Source organism: Streptomyces sp. NPDC002309, assembly GCF_053593375.1.
Window position 1 is genome coordinate 60,375 of the sequence record NZ_JBSFCI010000002.1, and the last position, 16,648, is coordinate 77,022.

At 71.1% G+C, this 16,648-nt stretch carries 16 protein-coding genes; 7 read left to right on the forward strand and 9 right to left on the reverse strand.

Annotation, left to right across the window (positions count from 1 at the left end; genetic code table 11):
• Positions 1-3 precede the first annotated feature (3 nt).
• Positions 4-807 (reverse strand): PTS sugar transporter subunit IIA, encoded by an 804-nt coding sequence (locus ACWCPM_RS01770; protein ID WP_450974144.1) that lies wholly within the window; start codon positions 805-807, stop codon positions 4-6.
• Between the two features lie 633 nt (positions 808-1,440).
• Between ACWCPM_RS01770 and folP the strand changes: the two genes are divergently transcribed.
• The 5 genes from folP (at position 1,441) to ACWCPM_RS01795 (ending at position 4,596) form a co-directional block, all read left to right on the forward strand.
• Positions 1,441-2,301, forward strand: coding sequence for a dihydropteroate synthase (gene folP, locus ACWCPM_RS01775; RefSeq protein ID WP_450974145.1), 861 nt, complete (start codon positions 1,441-1,443; stop codon positions 2,299-2,301).
• Positions 2,298-2,804, forward strand: a complete 507-nt coding sequence (locus tag ACWCPM_RS01780) for a nuclear transport factor 2 family protein (protein WP_450974146.1) — start codon at positions 2,298-2,300, stop codon at positions 2,802-2,804. The genes folP and ACWCPM_RS01780 overlap by 4 nt, the downstream gene beginning before the upstream one ends.
• 280 nt (positions 2,805-3,084) lie before the next feature.
• Positions 3,085-3,444, forward strand: a complete 360-nt coding sequence (gene folB / locus ACWCPM_RS01785; RefSeq protein WP_450974147.1) for a dihydroneopterin aldolase — start codon at positions 3,085-3,087, stop codon at positions 3,442-3,444.
• The gene (gene folK / locus ACWCPM_RS01790; protein WP_450974148.1) at positions 3,441-4,052 is read left to right on the forward strand and encodes a 2-amino-4-hydroxy-6-hydroxymethyldihydropteridine diphosphokinase; all 612 of its coding nucleotides are present in this window, start codon (positions 3,441-3,443) and stop codon (positions 4,050-4,052) included. The genes folB and folK overlap by 4 nt, the downstream gene beginning before the upstream one ends.
• Positions 4,053-4,107: 55 nt before the next feature.
• Positions 4,108-4,596 (forward strand): DUF3180 domain-containing protein, encoded by a 489-nt coding sequence (locus ACWCPM_RS01795; RefSeq protein ID WP_450974149.1) that lies wholly within the window; start codon positions 4,108-4,110, stop codon positions 4,594-4,596.
• Positions 4,597-4,682: 86 nt separating this feature from the next.
• On the opposite strand, the gene folE is transcribed toward ACWCPM_RS01795, so the two are convergent.
• The 6 genes from folE to dacB form a co-directional block, all read right to left on the reverse strand.
• Positions 4,683-5,288 (reverse strand): GTP cyclohydrolase I FolE, encoded by a 606-nt coding sequence (gene folE, locus ACWCPM_RS01800; RefSeq protein ID WP_263211068.1) that lies wholly within the window; start codon positions 5,286-5,288, stop codon positions 4,683-4,685.
• 119 nt (positions 5,289-5,407) lie between these two features.
• Positions 5,408-7,447: an ATP-dependent zinc metalloprotease FtsH gene (gene ftsH, locus ACWCPM_RS01805; protein WP_450974150.1), complete on the reverse strand. Its 2,040-nt coding sequence runs from the start codon at positions 7,445-7,447 to the stop codon at positions 5,408-5,410.
• Between the two features lie 184 nt (positions 7,448-7,631).
• Complete coding sequence (hpt, locus tag ACWCPM_RS01810; protein WP_450974375.1) at positions 7,632-8,192, reverse strand: hypoxanthine phosphoribosyltransferase; 561 nt, start codon at positions 8,190-8,192, stop codon at positions 7,632-7,634.
• 96 nt (positions 8,193-8,288) lie between these two features.
• Complete coding sequence (gene tilS, locus ACWCPM_RS01815; RefSeq protein ID WP_450974151.1) at positions 8,289-9,317, reverse strand: tRNA lysidine(34) synthetase TilS; 1,029 nt, start codon at positions 9,315-9,317, stop codon at positions 8,289-8,291.
• 194 nt (positions 9,318-9,511) lie between these two features.
• Complete coding sequence (locus tag ACWCPM_RS01820) at positions 9,512-10,639, reverse strand: zinc-dependent metalloprotease (protein WP_450974152.1); 1,128 nt, start codon at positions 10,637-10,639, stop codon at positions 9,512-9,514.
• 92 nt (positions 10,640-10,731) lie between these two features.
• A complete protein-coding gene (gene dacB / locus ACWCPM_RS01825; protein ID WP_450974153.1) occupies positions 10,732-12,156 on the reverse strand; it encodes a D-alanyl-D-alanine carboxypeptidase/D-alanyl-D-alanine endopeptidase in 1,425 nt (474 codons plus the stop codon).
• A 236-nt stretch (positions 12,157-12,392) separates the two neighbouring features.
• Here dacB and ACWCPM_RS01830 point away from each other — a divergent pair, with 236 nt between their 5' ends.
• Positions 12,393-12,884, forward strand: coding sequence for an inorganic diphosphatase (locus tag ACWCPM_RS01830; RefSeq protein WP_450974154.1), 492 nt, complete (start codon positions 12,393-12,395; stop codon positions 12,882-12,884).
• 108 nt (positions 12,885-12,992) lie between these two features.
• Entirely contained in the window at positions 12,993-14,663 is a 1,671-nt protein-coding gene (locus ACWCPM_RS01835) for a threonine/serine ThrE exporter family protein (protein ID WP_450974155.1), read from the forward strand.
• Between the two features lie 44 nt (positions 14,664-14,707).
• Here ACWCPM_RS01835 and ACWCPM_RS01840 read toward each other — a convergent pair whose 3' ends face one another.
• Positions 14,708-15,742, reverse strand: a complete 1,035-nt coding sequence (locus tag ACWCPM_RS01840) for a DedA family protein (protein ID WP_450974156.1) — start codon at positions 15,740-15,742, stop codon at positions 14,708-14,710.
• A gap of 142 nt (positions 15,743-15,884) precedes the next feature.
• Positions 15,885-16,646, reverse strand: coding sequence for a MerR family transcriptional regulator (locus ACWCPM_RS01845; protein ID WP_450974157.1), 762 nt, complete (start codon positions 16,644-16,646; stop codon positions 15,885-15,887).
• Positions 16,647-16,648: the final 2 nt, after the last annotated feature.

Below are 16,648 nucleotides of genomic sequence, written 5' to 3' on the forward strand. Positions count from 1 at the left end.
CGGTCAGACGCTGTAGGTGTCCCGCAGGGCGCTGTCGACCTCGGCGGTGCTGGTGAAGTCCTGGATGACCTTCACGGGCACGCCGACGTCGCCGAGGGTGCGGGCGATTTCGCGGGAGGTCAGGATGGCGACGGCTTCCGAGGCCTTGCCCTTGGCCGAGATGGTGTCGGTCGCCTCGACGTCGACGTGCGAGGACCAGCCCCAGCGGTCGAGGACCTGCTCGAGGGTGTGCTTCAGGAACACGCTGGTGCCCACACCGTTGCCGCAGACCGTGAGGATCTTGTGATGGGACGCCGACGGCGCGGCGACGGGCTCGACGGGCGCGGCGGAGCCGGTCTTCGCGGTGGCGGCCTCGGACCGGCCGCCGTCGAGCAGCGCGAGGATCTCCTCGGCGGTGCGGGCCTGTTCCAGGCCGGTGGCGGTGGCCGGGTCGGTCAGCGCACGGGCCAGGGCTCCCAGGGCCTCCGTGTGCGCGGAGGAGTCGGTGGCCGCCAGAGCGACCACGAGGCCGACCGGGTCGTTGGTGTCGTGCCCGAACGGCACGGGGCGGGCCAGCCGCACCCAGGACATGCCGGTCTTCAGCACGGCGGGCGAGGGTCGGGCGTGAGCGAAGGCCAGGCCGGGGGCGATGACGATGTAGGGACCGTTCTCCTCGACGTTGGCCAGCATCTCGGCGGTGTACTCGGCGGTGCTGATCCCGTCGTCGGTCAGAGCTTGTCCGGCCGCGCGGATCGCCGCACGCCAGTCGGAGGCGTCGACGTCGAGCCGGACGGCAGAGAGGGAGAGGAGGTCGGTGAGCGCGGTCATTGCACGACTCCAGAAGTGCGCGGGTCGGTGACATGCCTGCTCGACAGGCATGGAACGGGATCAAGGGGGGACGGGTCAGGCCCGGGCGGGCCGGCCGGGACGGCCTGTCAGCGGCCGTACGAGGGCCGGACGACGGCTCGTCGTCGGAGCTCTCCTGAGCGACGGCAACCGCGAGCGCGGCGAACCCGCCCGCCACGGTTCACAGCCGTCCTCAGCTGCGTACCGGGGGTCACTCGGTCGGCGCCGGACTCGGCCGTCACGCTGTGGCTCACGGACAATCGAGAGCAATATCAGCCATGGAACCCACTTCACCCCTTTCACATGAAAGACCGAAGCGGGGGCCACTTTGTGACAACTCGACAGCGGCAGAAGTCACCGGTCGGTCAGCCCGTCCATGACGCTCCGAGGTCCGGCGGCCGCCCCGCGCTTTCGGGACCCGTCCACCGCATCCGCGGCCCGGTCCGACCCGGACAGGCCCGCCGCGAAGGCCCCCACCCCACCCCGGTCGCGCCGCGCACACCGCTCACACGCCTCACGCGGCTCGGGGAGCACGCACCGCCCCGCCCCGCCGGGCTCCCCGCCGGGCCCGCCCAGGTGAGGAGCCCGGCCCCACCCTGGGCCTACGCTGAACGTATGAGCAATCACAGCGGGCGCGGGCGGATCGCGGGCCTTCCGGAATGGGACCGCTGCGCGGTCATGGGGGTCGTGAACGTCACCCCCGACTCCTTCTCCGACGGCGGCCGCTGGTTCGACACCACCGCCGCCGTCAAGCATGGCCTCGACCTGGTCACCGAGGGCGCCGACCTCGTCGACGTCGGCGGCGAGTCCACCCGCCCCGGTGCCTCCCGGGTCGACGAGGACGAGGAACTCCGCCGCGTCGTCCCCGTCGTCCGGGGCCTCGCCTCCGAAGGCGTCACCGTCTCCGTCGACACCATGCGCGCGTCCGTCGCCGAACAGGCGCTCACCGCCGGCGCCGTCCTCGTCAACGACGTCAGCGGCGGCCTGGCCGACCCCGCGATGATCCCCGTGGTAGCACGGACCGGCGCCCCCTTCGTCGTCATGCACTGGCGCGGCTTCCTGGAGGGCGGCAACGTCAAGGGCGTGTACGACGACGTGGTCGCCGAGGTCGCCGACGAACTGCACGCGCGCGTGCAGGCCGTCCTGGAGGGCGGCGTCGCCCCCGACCGGATCGTGATCGACCCCGGGCTCGGCTTCTCCAAGGAGGCCGGGCACGACCTCACCCTGCTCGCCCACCTCGACCGCCTGCGCGGCCTCGGGCACCCGCTGCTCGTCGCCGCCTCCCGCAAGCGCTTCCTCGGCCGCGTCCTGGCCGGCCCGGAAGGCGCGCCGCCCCCGGCGAGGGAACGCGACGCGGCCACCGCCGCCGTCTCGGCGCTGGCGGCGCACGCCGGCGCATGGGCCGTGCGCGTCCACGAGGTCCGCGCCACCGCCGACGCGGTACGCGTCGCGCGCGCCGTGGAAGGAGCCCGGTGACCGTTCCGCACACCGATGTCGAAGAGGTCGAACTCGCCAACACGGCCTTCTACGAGGCGCTGGAGCGCGGCGACTTCGACGAGCTGTCCACGCTCTGGCTCACCCCCTCCGACCTGGGCGTCGACGAGACCTACCACGACCCTGCGGACAGCGGCGTGATCTCGTGCGTGCATCCCGGCTGGCCGGTTCTCACCGGCCGCGGCGAGGTGCTCCGGTCGTACGCCCTGATCATGGCGAACACCGAGTACATCCAGTTCTTCCTGACCGACGTGCACGTCTCCGTCACCGGCGACACCGCCCTGGTGAGCTGCACGGAGAACATCCTCAGCGGCGGCCCCGCCCCCGAGGACGGAGACGGCCCGGGACCGCTCGTCGGCCAGCTGGTGGTCGCCACCAACGTCTTCCGGCGCACTCCCGACGGCTGGAAACTCTGGTCGCACCACGCCTCCCCCGTGCTGACCGAGAACGGCGAGGAGGACGAGGAGGACGAATCGCCCGCCTGAACCGGTGGGCGTCCCCGCGGCACCTCGGGCCGGGCCGTCGCGGGGCCCGAAGGGACCAAGAAGTGGTGGGAATCACGAACCCCGGGTATGAGCGGCCACCAGGCAGTGAGCCGCCGGATTCCCCAGGGAGAACACGTGATGAAACCTCCCGGCCACCGCCGGGGCTTCCGCGTCCGTGTCCCGGGGCTGTCGGTGTCCGCAGGTAGATTCGTTCGAGGCCGGTGTGCCGCCCGCACACGGTACGTACCGGTCGCATCCGACGATTGCAGGAGTGATTCGCGTGGATCGTGTCGCGCTGCGCGGCTTGAAGGCCCGCGGGCACCACGGGGTGTTCCCCAAGGAGCGCGAGGAGGGCCAGACCTTCATCGTGGACCTCGTCCTCGGCCTCGACACCCGGCCGGCCGCAGCCGACGACGACCTGACGAAGACCGTCCACTACGGCGTCGTGGCCGAGGAGGTCGTGGCCGTCGTCGAGGGCGAGCCCGTCAACCTGATCGAGACGCTCTCCGAACGCATCGCCCAGTCCTGCCTGAAGCACGAGGGCGTCCAGGAGGTCGAGGTCACGGTCCACAAACCGGACGCACCGATCACGGTCCCCTTCGACGACGTGACCGTCACCATCACCCGGAGCCGAGTATGACTGCCTCGTTCACCGAGGGTCACAGCGACCCGACCGTTCAGCCGGTACCCGCCTCCGTCGTCGAGACGGTCGACGCCGCCGACACCACCCTGCACAACCCCCAACGGGCCGTGATCTCCATCGGCTCCAACCTCGGCAACCGCCTGGAGACCCTCCAGGGCGCCATCGACGCCCTGGAGGACACCCCGGGCGTGCGCGTCAAGGCCGTCTCCCCCGTCTACGAGACCGAGCCGTGGGGCGTCGAGCCCGGCAGCCAGCCCTCGTACTTCAACGCGGTGCTGGTCCTGAAGACCACCCTGCCCCCGTCCTCGCTCCTGGAGCGGGCGCACGCGGTCGAGGAGGCCTTCCACCGGATCCGCGACGAGCACTGGGGTCCGCGCACGCTCGACGTCGACATCGTGTCCTACGCGGACGTCGTCTCCGACGATCCGCGGCTCACGCTTCCCCACCCGCGCGCCCACGAACGTGCCTTCGTCCTCGCCCCCTGGCACGATGTGGACCCCGACGCGCAGCTTCCCGGCCGTGGCGCCGTCGCCGAGCTGCTCGGCGTCGTCACCCGCGACGGGGTGGCCGCCCGCGCGGACCTGGAACTCCGGCTGCCCGAGTAGTCGTTAAGGTCGAGACGACCACAGTCCGGGGGATCCGGGGAACCGAAGGGACACCGTGAGAGAGCTGCGCATCAGGGTGCTGGCCGGCGTCTGCGTCGTCGCGGGCATCCTGTCGTGGGCGGGCGCCCGCCTCTGGAACTCGGTCGGCACGCTCCCGAGCGTCCCCCTCGCCGCCCCCGTCGTCCTGGCCCTGATCGCCGCGGTGCTGCTCGCCACGGCGCTCTCGCTGCGCGCCCGGTTCAGGGCCCAGCGCGAGCGCCGTCCCGGCGCCAAGGGCGTCGACCCGCTGATGGCGGCCCGCGCGGTTGTCTTCGGCCAGGCCAGCGCCCTGGTGGCCGCCCTGGTCGCCGGAATGTACGGCGGCGCGGGCGTCTTCCTGCTGGAGTTCCTGGACATCCCGGCCCGCCGGGACCAGGCCATCTACGCCGGCAGCTCGGTGGTCGCGGGCGTCGCCGTCATAGCGGCCGCGATCTTCCTGGAGAAGATCTGCAAGCTCCCGGAGGACGACGAACACAACGGCGCCGGCGCGGCCCCGGCCGCCTGAGGTTCCCCTGACACCCCTGCTCGGCGACGGGTCGACCGGCCGGTCCACCGATTCAAAACGGTTGTCGGGCGGCACCGGCAGCCGGTTCAGCGCGCCAGTATCAGGCTCATGGCCTCGGCTCGGGTCGTGGCGTCCCGGAGCTGGCCCCGCACCGCCGACGTGGTCGTCTTGGCGCCCGGCTTGCGGATACCGCGCACCGACATGCACATGTGCTCCGCCTCGATGACCACGATCACTCCCCGGGCCTCGAGGATGCGCATCAGCGAGTCGGCGATCTGCGTGGTGAGCCGTTCCTGCACCTGCAGACGGCGGGCGAACACCTCCACCAGACGCGCGAGCTTCGACAGGCCCGTGATCTTGCCCGTCTCCGCGGGGATGTACCCGACGTGGGCCACACCGTGGAACGGCAGCATGTGATGCTCGCACAGGCTCACGATCTCGATGTCCTTGACCAGCACCATCTCGTCGTGACCGAGATCGAAGGTGGTCGTCAGGACGTCCTCGGGCTCCTGGGTGTGCCCGGCCAGGAGCTCCCGATACGCCCGGGCCACCCGCGCCGGGGTCTCCCGCAGGCCCTCGCGGTCCGGGTCCTCACCGACCGCGATCAGGAGTTCGCGTACGGCGTTCTCAGCGCGCTTCTCGTCGAACTCACCGATCGTGCCCTCGCCGTCCAGCGTCACGGGGTCGGTCATGTGGTGCCTCGTTCCTGTGCCTGACGCGTACCTGCACGCGTCCCAACTGTGCGCATACGTCGATGCCGCGCCACCCAGGCTAGAACCTGGGTGACGCGGCATCCACTCCGGGCCTGGTGTCAGGCTTCGGGACGATCCTCCGGGACGGCGGGCTCGGCCGCGGCGGCAGGCTCCGCGGCCGTGCTCTTCGCGGTGATCGCCGCCGTCGCGCCGTTGGCGCCGTTCGTCAGTGCGAGCTCCTTCGGGGAGAGCACCGGCGGACGGGTGGACGGCGTACGGCGGGAGGAGCCGGTCCACGCCGGACGCGGGGGCCGCTTGACGATCGGAGCGAAGATCTCGGCGATCTCCTCCTTGCCCAGGGTCTCCTTCTCCAGGAGCGCCAGGACGAGGTTGTCGAGGATGTCGCGGTTCTCGACGAGCATCTCCCACGCCTCGTTGTGCGCGGTCTCGATGAGCTTCTTGACCTCTTCGTCGACCAGCGCCGCGACTTCCTCGGAGTAGTCGCGCTGGTGGGACATCTCGCGGCCGAGGAACGGCTCGCTGTTGTCGCCACCGAACTTGATCGCGCCCAGGCGCTCCGTCATGCCGTACTGGGTGACCATCGCGCGGGCCAGGTTGGTGGCCTTCTCGATGTCGTTGGCGGCACCGGTGGTCGGGTCGTGGAAGACCAGCTCCTCGGCCGCGCGGCCGCCCAGCATGTACGCGAGCTGGTCGAGCATCTCGTTGCGCGTGGTCGAGTACCTGTCCTCGTCCGGCAGCACCATCGTGTAGCCGAGGGCGCGGCCGCGGGACAGGATCGTGATCTTGTGGACCGGGTCGGCGTTGGGGGAGGCCGCCGCGACCAGGGCGTGTCCGCCCTCGTGGTACGCGGTGATCTTCTTCTCCTTGTCCGACATGATCCGGGTCCGCTTCTGCGGGCCCGCCACGACGCGGTCGATGGCCTCGTCGAGCATCTTGTTGTCGACCAGCTTCTGGTCGCTGCGCGCCGTCAGCAGGGCAGCCTCGTTCAGCACGTTGGCCAGGTCCGCGCCGGTCATGCCCGGCGTGCGGCGGGCGACGGCCGACAGGTCGACGTCCGGCGCGACCGGCTTGCCCTTCTGGTGGACCTTGAGGATCTCCAGACGGCCCTGCATGTCCGGGCGGTCGACGGCGATCTGGCGGTCGAAGCGGCCCGGGCGCAGCAGCGCCGGGTCGAGGATGTCGGGCCGGTTCGTCGCGGCGATGAGGATCACGCCGCCCTTGACGTCGAAGCCGTCCATCTCGACGAGCAGCTGGTTCAGTGTCTGCTCGCGCTCGTCGTGACCGCCGCCGAGGCCGGCGCCGCGGTGGCGGCCGACCGCGTCGATCTCGTCGACGAAGACGATCGCCGGGGCGTTCGCCTTGGCCTGCTCGAACAGGTCACGGACCCGGGAGGCACCGACACCGACGAACATCTCGACGAAGTCGGAACCGGAGATCGAGTAGAAGGGCACGCCCGCCTCGCCGGCCACGGCGCGCGCGAGCAGCGTCTTGCCGGTGCCGGGCGGGCCGTACAGCAGCACACCCTTGGGGATCTTGGCACCGACGGCCTGGAACTTGGCCGGCTCCTGCAGGAACTCCTTGATCTCCTGGAGCTCCTCGACCGCCTCGTCGGCACCCGCGACGTCGGAGAACGTCGTCTTGGGGGTGTCCTTGGTGATGAGCTTGGCCTTCGACTTGCCGAAGTTCATCACCCGGGAGCCGCCGCCCTGCATCTGATTCATCAGGAACAGGAAGACGACGACGATGAGGACGAAGGGCAGCAGGGACAGCAGGATGCTGACGAACGCGTTCTGCTTGGTCGGCGAGACCGTGTACCCGTCGGGGATCTGCTTGTTCTGGTACTTGTCCTGCAGGGTGTTGGCGAGGTTGGCGCCCTGGTCGCCGATGTAGCTGGCCTGGATCTTGGAGCTGTCCTCGATCTTCTGGCCGTCCTTGAGCGTGACCTTGATGGTCTGCTCGTCGCCGGTGGTCAGCTTGGCCGCTTCGACCTTGTTGTCATTGATCGCCTGGACGACCTGGCCGGTGTCCACCGTCTTGTAGCCCCCGGACGAGCCGACGACCTGCATCAACACGACCACGGCAAGGACGGCCAGCACGATCCACATGACCGGCCCACGGAAGTATCGCTTCACGTCCATCCATACGGAGCGGTGTCGCCCCGTCCCTCCTGCCATAGTGAGTTTGATAAGACAGTTCTTCTGACGGTACCCCAGCTTTGTCGCCCGAAGCCGCACGGGAGGGCTGGCGAACCCGTCTGCATGCTCCAACGGCGCGAAACCCGCCGGGGTTCCCGATCGTCCTACAAGGCTTGGGCCGTCTGGCTCAACCGCCGTAGACGTGAGGCGCGAGCGTACCGACGAACGGCAGGTTGCGGTACTTCTCGGCGTAGTCGAGGCCGTATCCCACGACGAACTCGTTGGGGATGTCGAAACCGACCCACTCCACGTCGATGGCGACCTTCGCGGCGTCCGGCTTGCGCAGCAGGGTGCACACCTTGAGGGACGTGGGCTCGCGCGAGCCGAGGTTCGACAGCAGCCACGACAGGGTCAGGCCGGAGTCGATGATGTCCTCGACGATCAGGACGTGCCTGCCCTTGATGTCGGTGTCGAGGTCCTTGAGGATCCGCACCACGCCCGAGGACTGGGTGCCCGCGCCGTAGGACGACACGGCCATCCAGTCCATGGTGACGGGGGTGGACAGCGCCCGCGCCAGGTCCGCCATGACCATGACCGCGCCCTTGAGCACTCCGACGATCAGCAGGTCCTTGCCCGCGTACTCCGCGTCGATCTTCGCCGCCAGCTCTGCCAGCTTGGCGTCGATCTCTTCCTTGGTGATGAGCACCTGCTGAAGGTCGGCACCCATGTCTTTCGCGTCCACCCGCATCACTTTCGGTCGTCCCACCGGCCGTCACCGGACATCCCTGCCGCGTGAGCGGCTTTCGCGGGACCGTGTGCACGGTCCGGTGGGAGTGTCCCGGATTCAGCCTTGCCGAATCACCAGTCTGCCACCCTGCCGCCGGGCCACGACTTTGCCCGGGAGGTTGATGGCTCCCTGGCCTCGCCATCCGGTGATCAGGCGGTCGACTTCCTCGATGTGGCGGGCGAACAGCGAACCGGCCGGCGCACCGGCCTCGATGGCGGCCCGGCGCACGATCCGGCGGCGTACCGCGGGCGGCAGGGCGTAGAGCTTGGCGCACTCCAGGCCGCCGGCGGCGTCGCGGACGGAGCCCTCGGCCTGACTGGCCCAGCTGTCGAGGGCGTCGGCGTCGTCGCGGGAGAGCTGGGCCGTCCGGGCGAGCGCCTCGACGACGCCCTTACCGAGGGCCTTCTCCAGCGCGGGCAGTCCCTCGTGCCGCAGTCGCGATCTGGTGTACGCCGGGTCGGCGTTGTGCGGGTCGTCCCAGACGGGCAGGGCCTGGACCATGCAGGCCTTGCGCGCGGTCTGCCGGTCGAGCTGGAGGAAGGGCCGCCGGTAGCGGCCGCCGGCCCCCGAGACCGCGGCCATTCCGGACAGGGAGCGGATGCCGGAGCCGCGGGCGAGGCCGAGCAGGACGGTCTCGGCCTGGTCGTCGCGGGTGTGGCCGAGCAGGACGGCGGCGGCGCGATGGCGTACGGCGGCGGCGTCGAGGGCGGCGTAGCGGGCGTCGCGGGCGGCGGCTTCGGGGCCGCCCTCGCGGCCGACGTGCACGGCGGTGGACTCGACCGGGTCGAGGCCGAGTTCGCGCAGCCGCAGCACGACCTCCTCGGCGCGCAGCCCGGAGCCGGGCTGCAGCCCGTGGTCGACGGTGACGCCGCCCGCGTGGACGCCGAGCTTGGGGGCCTCGAAGGCGAGCGCGGAGGCCAGCGCCATGGAATCGGCGCCGCCGGAGCACGCCACGAGCACGAGCGGCGAGGGGGGACGCTCGTGTGGGTCGGCGAGGTGGGCGGTGGAGGTGTACTCGGTGAGGATGTCGTGGAGGACGCGGCGGACCGCCAGGCGTATCGCCGCGACCGCAGGATGGGGACCCATTGTCCGGTTCCCTTCATGAAGTTTTTCGGGGGGTGAGCCCGAGCTCGGTCACTCAGAGTGTGTAGATGGTGACAGAACCGGGCCGTTCCCCGAGCATTGCACGCCTACCCATGGCTCACGGTCCCTCGGACGGGTGATTGAAGGGGCGTCCGCCTGCCGTCGGCCGGATCCGGTTCACGACGTCTCATCGTGGTTCAGCTCTCGCTCCTGCGGTGCACCCGTGTGATCCAGTCCGCCGGTTTGGCGATCTCCAGCTTGGTCGGGAGGGTGTTCGGAGAGGTCCAGACCCGGTTGAAGCCGTCCATGCCGACCTCGTCGACCACGGCCCGCACGAAGCGCTCGCCGTCCCGGTACTGCTTGAGCTTGGCGTCCAGGCCGAGCAGCTTGCGCAGGGCGAGGTCCAGGCGGGAGGCCCCCTTGGCGCGACGCTGCTGGAACTTCTCGCGGATCTCCGCGACGGTCTGGACGACGTCGGGACCGACGCCGTCCATCACGAAGTCGGCGTGGCCCTCCAGCAGGGACATCACTGCCGTGAGCCGGCCGAGGATCTCCCGCTGGGAGGGGGTCTGCACGAGTTCGACGAGCGAGCGGCCGCCGTCGTCCTCCTCGCCCTCCGGACGCCCTCCGGCGAGCGTCTGGGCGGCTTCGCGAACGCGTTCGAGGACGGTCATGGGGTCGACGTCGGTCTCCGCGAGGAACGACTGGATTTCGCCCTCGAGGTGGTCGCGCAGCCACGGCACGGCGGAGAACTGGGTGCGGTGGGTCTCCTCGTGGAGGCAGACCCACAGGCGGAAGTCGTGGGGGTCGACGTCGAGTTCGCGTTCGACGTGGACGATGTTCGGCGCGACGAGCAGCAGCCTGCCGCCGCCGTTCGCGCCGGCCGGGAGCTCGCGGGTGGCCGGGGCGAAGGTCTCGTACTGCCCGAGGACGCGCGAGGACAGGAACGACAGCAGCATCCCGAGCTCCACGCCGGTGACCTTGCCGCCGACGGCGCCGAGGACCGCGCCGCCCGCGGTGTTGCCGCGCCGCTCCTGCATCTTGCCGAGCAGCGGCTTGAGGAGTTCCCGGAACCCGGCGACGTTGGCCCGCACCCAGCCGGGGCGGTCGACCACGAGGACGGGGGTGTCGTGGATCTCCCCGGTGCCCATCCGGGTGAAGCCCCGGACGTGCGCCTCGGACGCCTTGGCGTGCCGACGGAGCTCCGCGACGACGGCCCGGGCCTCGTCGCGGCTCACCTCCGGACCCGGCCGCACGAGCCTGGTCGCGGTCGCCACCGCGAGGTTCCAGTCGACCATCCCGGAAGAAGCACCGAAGCTCGTCATGCGTCAACGGTACGTGAGCGGTACCACTTCGGGCAGGGCGTGGCGGCCGGTGGCGGCCGGTGGCGGCCCGGTGCCGGACCGCGGACAACGGCTCACCGGGGTGTCGTCAGTGCCGTCGCCGCCCGGTCCAGGGCGGCCCGGGCCGAGGTCGCCTCGTAGGACCCCGACGTCAGGAAGGCGAAGCCGAGGACATGCCCGTCGCCGGTGACGGCCGTTCCCGCCAGGGTGTTCACACCGTTGAGGCTGCCGGTCTTGGCGCGGACGATGCCGGCCGCGCCGTCGGCGTAGCGGGTGGTCAGGGTGCCCGTGAAGCCGGCGACCGGGAGGCCGGTGAGGGCGGGGCGCAGTTCGGGGCGGGCCGGGTCGGCGGCCTTCAGGAGCAGGCGGGACAGCAGGTTCGCGGTGAGCCTGCCCTCGCGGTCGAGGCCGCTGCCGTCCGTGAAGCGGGCGCCCTTGAGCGGCAGGCCCAGCTTCTTCAGCTGGGCCTCGATCGCGAGTCCGGCGCCGGTGAAGTCGGCGCGCTTGCCGGTCGCGACGGCGGTGTGGCGGGCGAGGGCCTCGGCGATGTCGTTGTCGCTCTCGGTCATCATCCGCTCGACCAGGGCGGACAGCGGCGGTGACTGGACCTTGGCGAGGGGCTGGGCCCGCTCGGTCGCCTTGGAGGGACCGGGCGGCGTCGTGCCGATGCCGTGCTCGTTCAGGAACCGCGCGAACCTGCCCGCGGCGTCCGCCGCCGGGCCGGGGATCCGCTGCACCGGCGGCCCGCTGGTCGAGGCGTCGACACGGGCCTCGTCGGCCATGAGGGCGGTGACGGGGGCGAGGTTGTCGTTGACCCCTATGGGGTGGAGTTCGGGCCCCGTGTAGAGGGTCGTGTCGTACGACAGGGTCACCTGGCGCACCTTGCGTTCCTTCAGGGCGGCCGCGGTGGCGGCGGCGAGGGTGCGCAGGCTCGCCAGTCCCGTGCTCTTCTCGCGGGCCGTGAGCGTGGGGTCCCCGCCGCCGACCAGGACGAGTTCCTCGGTGTCGGGTTCGTAGACGGTGCGGGTGGTCAGGCGGTGGTCGGGGCCGAGGGCGGACAGCGCGGCGACCGCCGTGGCGATCTTCGTCGTGGAGGCGGGCGTGAGCGGCTCGTCGGGGCCGCTGCCGTAGAGCCGCTTGCCGGTGGCCAGGTCGACGACCACGGCGGTACGGCGGTCGCCGAGCGCGACGTCGGACAGCAGGGGGTCCAGGACGCCGGCGAGGGCCCGGCCGTCCGGTGAGGACCTGACGACGTTCGTGGCGCCGCCGAGGCCGGTCAGGACCGAGGCCGCGCTGGGGGCGGGCCTGGGCGCGCCCGCCCTGCCGGAACCGGCGCCGTGATCTGCGCCACCCGTGCTCCGGTGGGCGGCGGCCCGGTCCCGCTCCGCCGTACGCTGGCCTGAGGAGTCCCAGGGCCCCGCCGCCGTCACCACTGTGGCGGCCAGCGCGAGGCCCGCGGTGGCGGCGACCGCGGTGTACGGCCACGGGCTCGCCCTCATCACCCTGCCGACCTGCGGTTTCGCGGCCGATGCCCACCGGGTGACCCGGGGTGCGGTGGCCGCGCGGGCCCGGGCGAGACGGGGACGGACGGCGTTCGCGAGCCGCGCCACATGCGGTCTCGCGGCCCGCCAAGGCCTCAGCTCGGGCACGACCCACCAGCCCCTTTCGCGATCACGTAGCTGCGTGAGGGACACTTAACCACCAGAACTGCGTGTTGATCATGGAGGAGCCACCGGTGGAGTTCGACGTAACGATCGAGATTCCGAAGGGTTCGCGGAACAAGTACGAGGTGGACCACGAGACCGGTCGGATCCGCCTTGACCGCCGCCTGTTCACGTCGACCAGCTACCCGGCCGACTACGGCTTCGTCGAGAACACCCTCGGCGAGGACGGCGACCCCCTGGACGCCCTGGTCATCCTGGACGAGCCGACGTTCCCCGGCTGCCTCATCCAGTGCCGTGCGATCGGCATGTTCCGGATGACCGACGAGGCCGGCGGCGACGACAAGCTGCTGTGCGTGCCCGCCCACGACCCGCGTGTGGAGCACCTGCGCGACATCCACCACGTGTCCGAGTTCGACCGCCTGGAGATCCAGCACTTCTTCGAGGTCTACAAGGACCTGGAGCCCGGCAAGTCCGTCGAGGGCGCCAACTGGGTGGGCAGGACCGAGGCCGAGGCCGAGATCGAGCGTTCCTACAAGCGCTTCCAGGAGGAGGGCGGTCACTGAGACCGCGCTTTCCGGGTAGACGGGCCGCACGCGCAGGCGTGCGGCCCGTCCGCATGTCGGTGCGCATACTGAGACCGGTCGGGTGCGTCGTACAGGGAGCGTTGGCAGGTGACGGAGGCGGAGGACCGCAAACCGCAGTCGGACGAGGCCAGGGGCACGTTCGACCCCGAGGTCACCTCCGAGTTCGCGATCCCCGAGGGGCTGGACCTCGCGAAGGCGCCGGCCGAGCCGGAGACGACCTCCGAGTTCGCGCTGCCGGACGGGCTGGACGCGCCGTCGCCGCCCGCGGCGGAGCGCGAGGGGTCGGCGTTCAGCCCGCCGCGGACGTACAGCTCGCGCGGCGCGCCCGCCGCGTTCACTCCGGCCGGCGGGATTCCCGCGGTCCGGCTCACCGAGGACGCGCCGTGGCAGGACCGCATGCGCACGATGCTGCGGCTGCCGGTGGCCGAGCGGCCCGCCCCCGAGCTCGTCCACAAGGCCGAGGAGGAGGAGGGCCCGGCCGTCCCGCGCGTCCTCGACCTGACGCTGCGCATCGGTGAGCTGCTGCTGGCCGGCGGTGAGGGCGCCGAGGACGTGGAGGCGGCCATGTTCGCGGTCTGCCGCTCCTACGGCCTGGACCGCTGTGAACCGACCGTCACCTTCACCCTGCTGTCGATCTCGTACCAGCCGTCCCTCGTCGAGGACCCCGTGTCGGCGACCCGGACGGTACGCCGCCGGGGCACCGACTACACCCGCCTGGCGGCCGTCTACCGGCTCGTCGACCGTCTCAGCGACCCCGGGACGCACCTCTCCCTGGAGGACGCCTACCGGCGTCTGGCGGAAATCCGCCGCAACCGGCACCCCTACCCGACGTGGGTGCTGACGTCCGCGAGCGGGCTGCTCGCCGGCGCGGCCTCGGTGCTCGTCGGCGGTGACCTGGTCGTGTTCGTCGCGGCCGCGCTGGGCGCGATGCTCGGCGACCGGCTGGCCTGGCTGTGCGCGGGGCGCGGACTGCCGGAGTTCTACCAGTTCACGGTGGCCGCCATGCCGCCCGCCGCCATGGGGGTCGCGCTCACTCTGCTGCACGTCGACGTGAAGGCGTCGGCGGTCATCACGGGCGGGCTGTTCGCGCTGCTGCCCGGGCGGGCGCTGGTGGCGGGCGTGCAGGACGGACTGACCGGCTTCTACATCACCGCGGCGGCGCGACTGCTGGAGGTCATGTACCTCTTCGTGGGCATCGTCGTCGGGGTGCTCGTGATGCTGTGGTTCGGCGTGCAGCTCGGGGCCCAGCTGGTCCCCGAGGCGGCGCTGTACATCGCCGAGCGGCCGCTGCTCCAGATCGCCGCGTCGATGCTGCTCTCGCTCACCTTCGCGGTGCTGTTGCAGCAGGAACGGTCCACCGTGCTCGCCGTGACGTTGAACGGCGGCGTCGCGTGGACCGTCTACGGCGCGATGCACTACGCCGGGAACATCTCGCCGGTCGCCTCCACGGCGGTGGCCGCGGGGCTGGTGGGGCTGTTCGGGCAGTTGCTGTCGCGCTACCGGTACGCGTCCGCGCTGCCTTACACGACGGCGGCGATCGGGCCGCTGCTGCCGGGTTCCGCGACGTACTTCGGGTTGCTGTCGATCGCCGGGAACGACGTGGACTCCGGGCTGGGGTCGCTGACCAAGGCCGCGGCGCTGGCGATGGCCATCGCGATCGGGGTCAACCTGGGGTCCGAGATCTCGCGGCTGTTCCTGCGGCTGCCCGGCGCCGCCACCGGGGGGCGCCGGGCGGCGAAGCGGACGCGCGGGTTCTGAGGCCCGCCCGAGGCGTCGGCGCCGGGCGGGGACCTCAGGGTGTGTCAGCCCTGCCGGTAAGGGTCGTACGACTCCTGCTGCTGGGGATACGGCTGCTGCTGCTGGGGATACGACTGCTGCGGGGGCGCGTACTGCTGCTGCTGGGGCGGGTACTGCTGCGGATACCCCTGGTCGCCGTACGCCTGCTGCTGTCCGTAGCCCTGGTCGCCGTAGCCCTGCCGGCCGTTCCCCTGCTGCTGCGGGTAACCCTGGTCCCCGTAGCCCTGCTGCTGGCCGTAGCCCTGCTGCTGGCCGTAGCCCTGTCCGTAGCCCTGGTCGCCGTAGTGCTGGTCGTCGCGGTGGTCCGGCTCGATGCGGCGGAGCTGGGTCGTGGCGTCGTCCCTCACGGGCTGCTGCCGGACCGGAGGCTGCCGCTGGAACAGGTTCTGCTCGTCCTGGGGCTGCTGGGGCGGGTTCTTCTTCTTGTGGGAGCGGGCGCGCCAGAACTCGAGGATGATCGGCAGGACCGAGACGAAGACGATCAGGAGCAGGATCGCCTCGATGTTCGCCTTGACGAAGCCGATGTTGCCCAGCCAGGCGCCGAGCATGGTCACGCCCGCGCCCCACAGGATGCCGCCGAGGACGTTCCAGAGCACGAACGAGCGGTAACGCATGCCGCTGACGCCCGCGATGATCGGCGTGAACGTGCGCACGATGGGCACGAAGCGGGCCAGGACCAGGGACTTCGGACCGTACTTCTCGAAGAACTCGTGGGCCTTGGTGACGTTCTCCTGCTTGAAGAGGCGCGAGTCGGGGCGGGTGAACAGCGACGGCCCGACCTTCTTGCCGAACATGTAGCCCGCCTGGTCGCCGAGGATCGCGGCGACGCAGATCAGCGCGATGGCCCCCCACAGCGGGAAGTCCAGCTGGTCGGACGTGATCAGCAGACCGGCCGTGAACAGCAGCGAGTCGCCCGGCAGGAAGAAGCCGATGAGCAGGCCCGATTCGGCGAACACGATGAGGAGCAGGCCCCAGATCCCGAAGCTGTCCAGCAGATAGTTCGGATCCAGCCAGCTCGGTCCGAGTGCAAGCGTCGTCACGGTTCCGGGCTCCTGAGGGGTCGGGAAGTACGGCGTCCAATACGGCCGGACAAAGCTATCAACGGAAAGTGTCCACCCCGGGTTCCACCGGATCGCCGCGGGGGTACCCGGCCCGGGAGCGCGGGGCTCCCGGGCCGGGCGCCTAGGACGCCCGCCGTGCCTCGTTGGCCTTGATCGCGTCGCGCAGGTAGACCGCGAGGCCGGGACGGATCTTGTCGTACGTCGCCGTGAAGCGCGGGTCGGCGACGTACATCTCACCGAGACCGCTGTGCATCTCGTGGGAGCAGTCGTAGAACGACCGCGTGATGAACAGGCGGTGCTCCTCGGCCGTGTCCGTGGCGGCCTCGGAGTCGGCCGGGGTTCCGGCGGCCATCAGGTCGGCCATGCGCAGATGGATCGCGCCGAACTCCTCGTTGACGCGCTTCCAGTTCTCCTTGGTGTGGGACGCGGTGCGCTCGCGCGACTGCCGGTAGGCGTCCGTGTCGCCCCAGCGCTCGCGCACCTCGTCCTCGTACTGGTCCGGGTCGTGGTCCCCGAACACCTCGAACTTCTCCTCGGGCGTGAGATCGATGCCCATCTTGCGTGCCTCCATGGCGTGCTCCACGGCCGCCGCCATCTTCTGCAGTTTCTCGATCCGGGCGGTCAGCAGTTCGTGCTGGCGGCGCAGGTGCGCGCGCGGGTCCGCGGCCGGGTCGTCGAGCAGCGCGGCGACCTCCTCGAGCGGGAAGCCGAGCTCCCGGTAGAACAGGATCTGCTGCAGCCGGTCGAGGTCGGCGTCGCTGTAACGCCGGTGGCCCGCGTGGCTGCGCTCGCTCGCGGCGAGCAGGCCGATCTCGTCGTAGTGGTGCAGGGTGCGCACCGTCACCCCGGCGTAGCCGGCGACCTGTCCCACGGAGTGGCTCACTT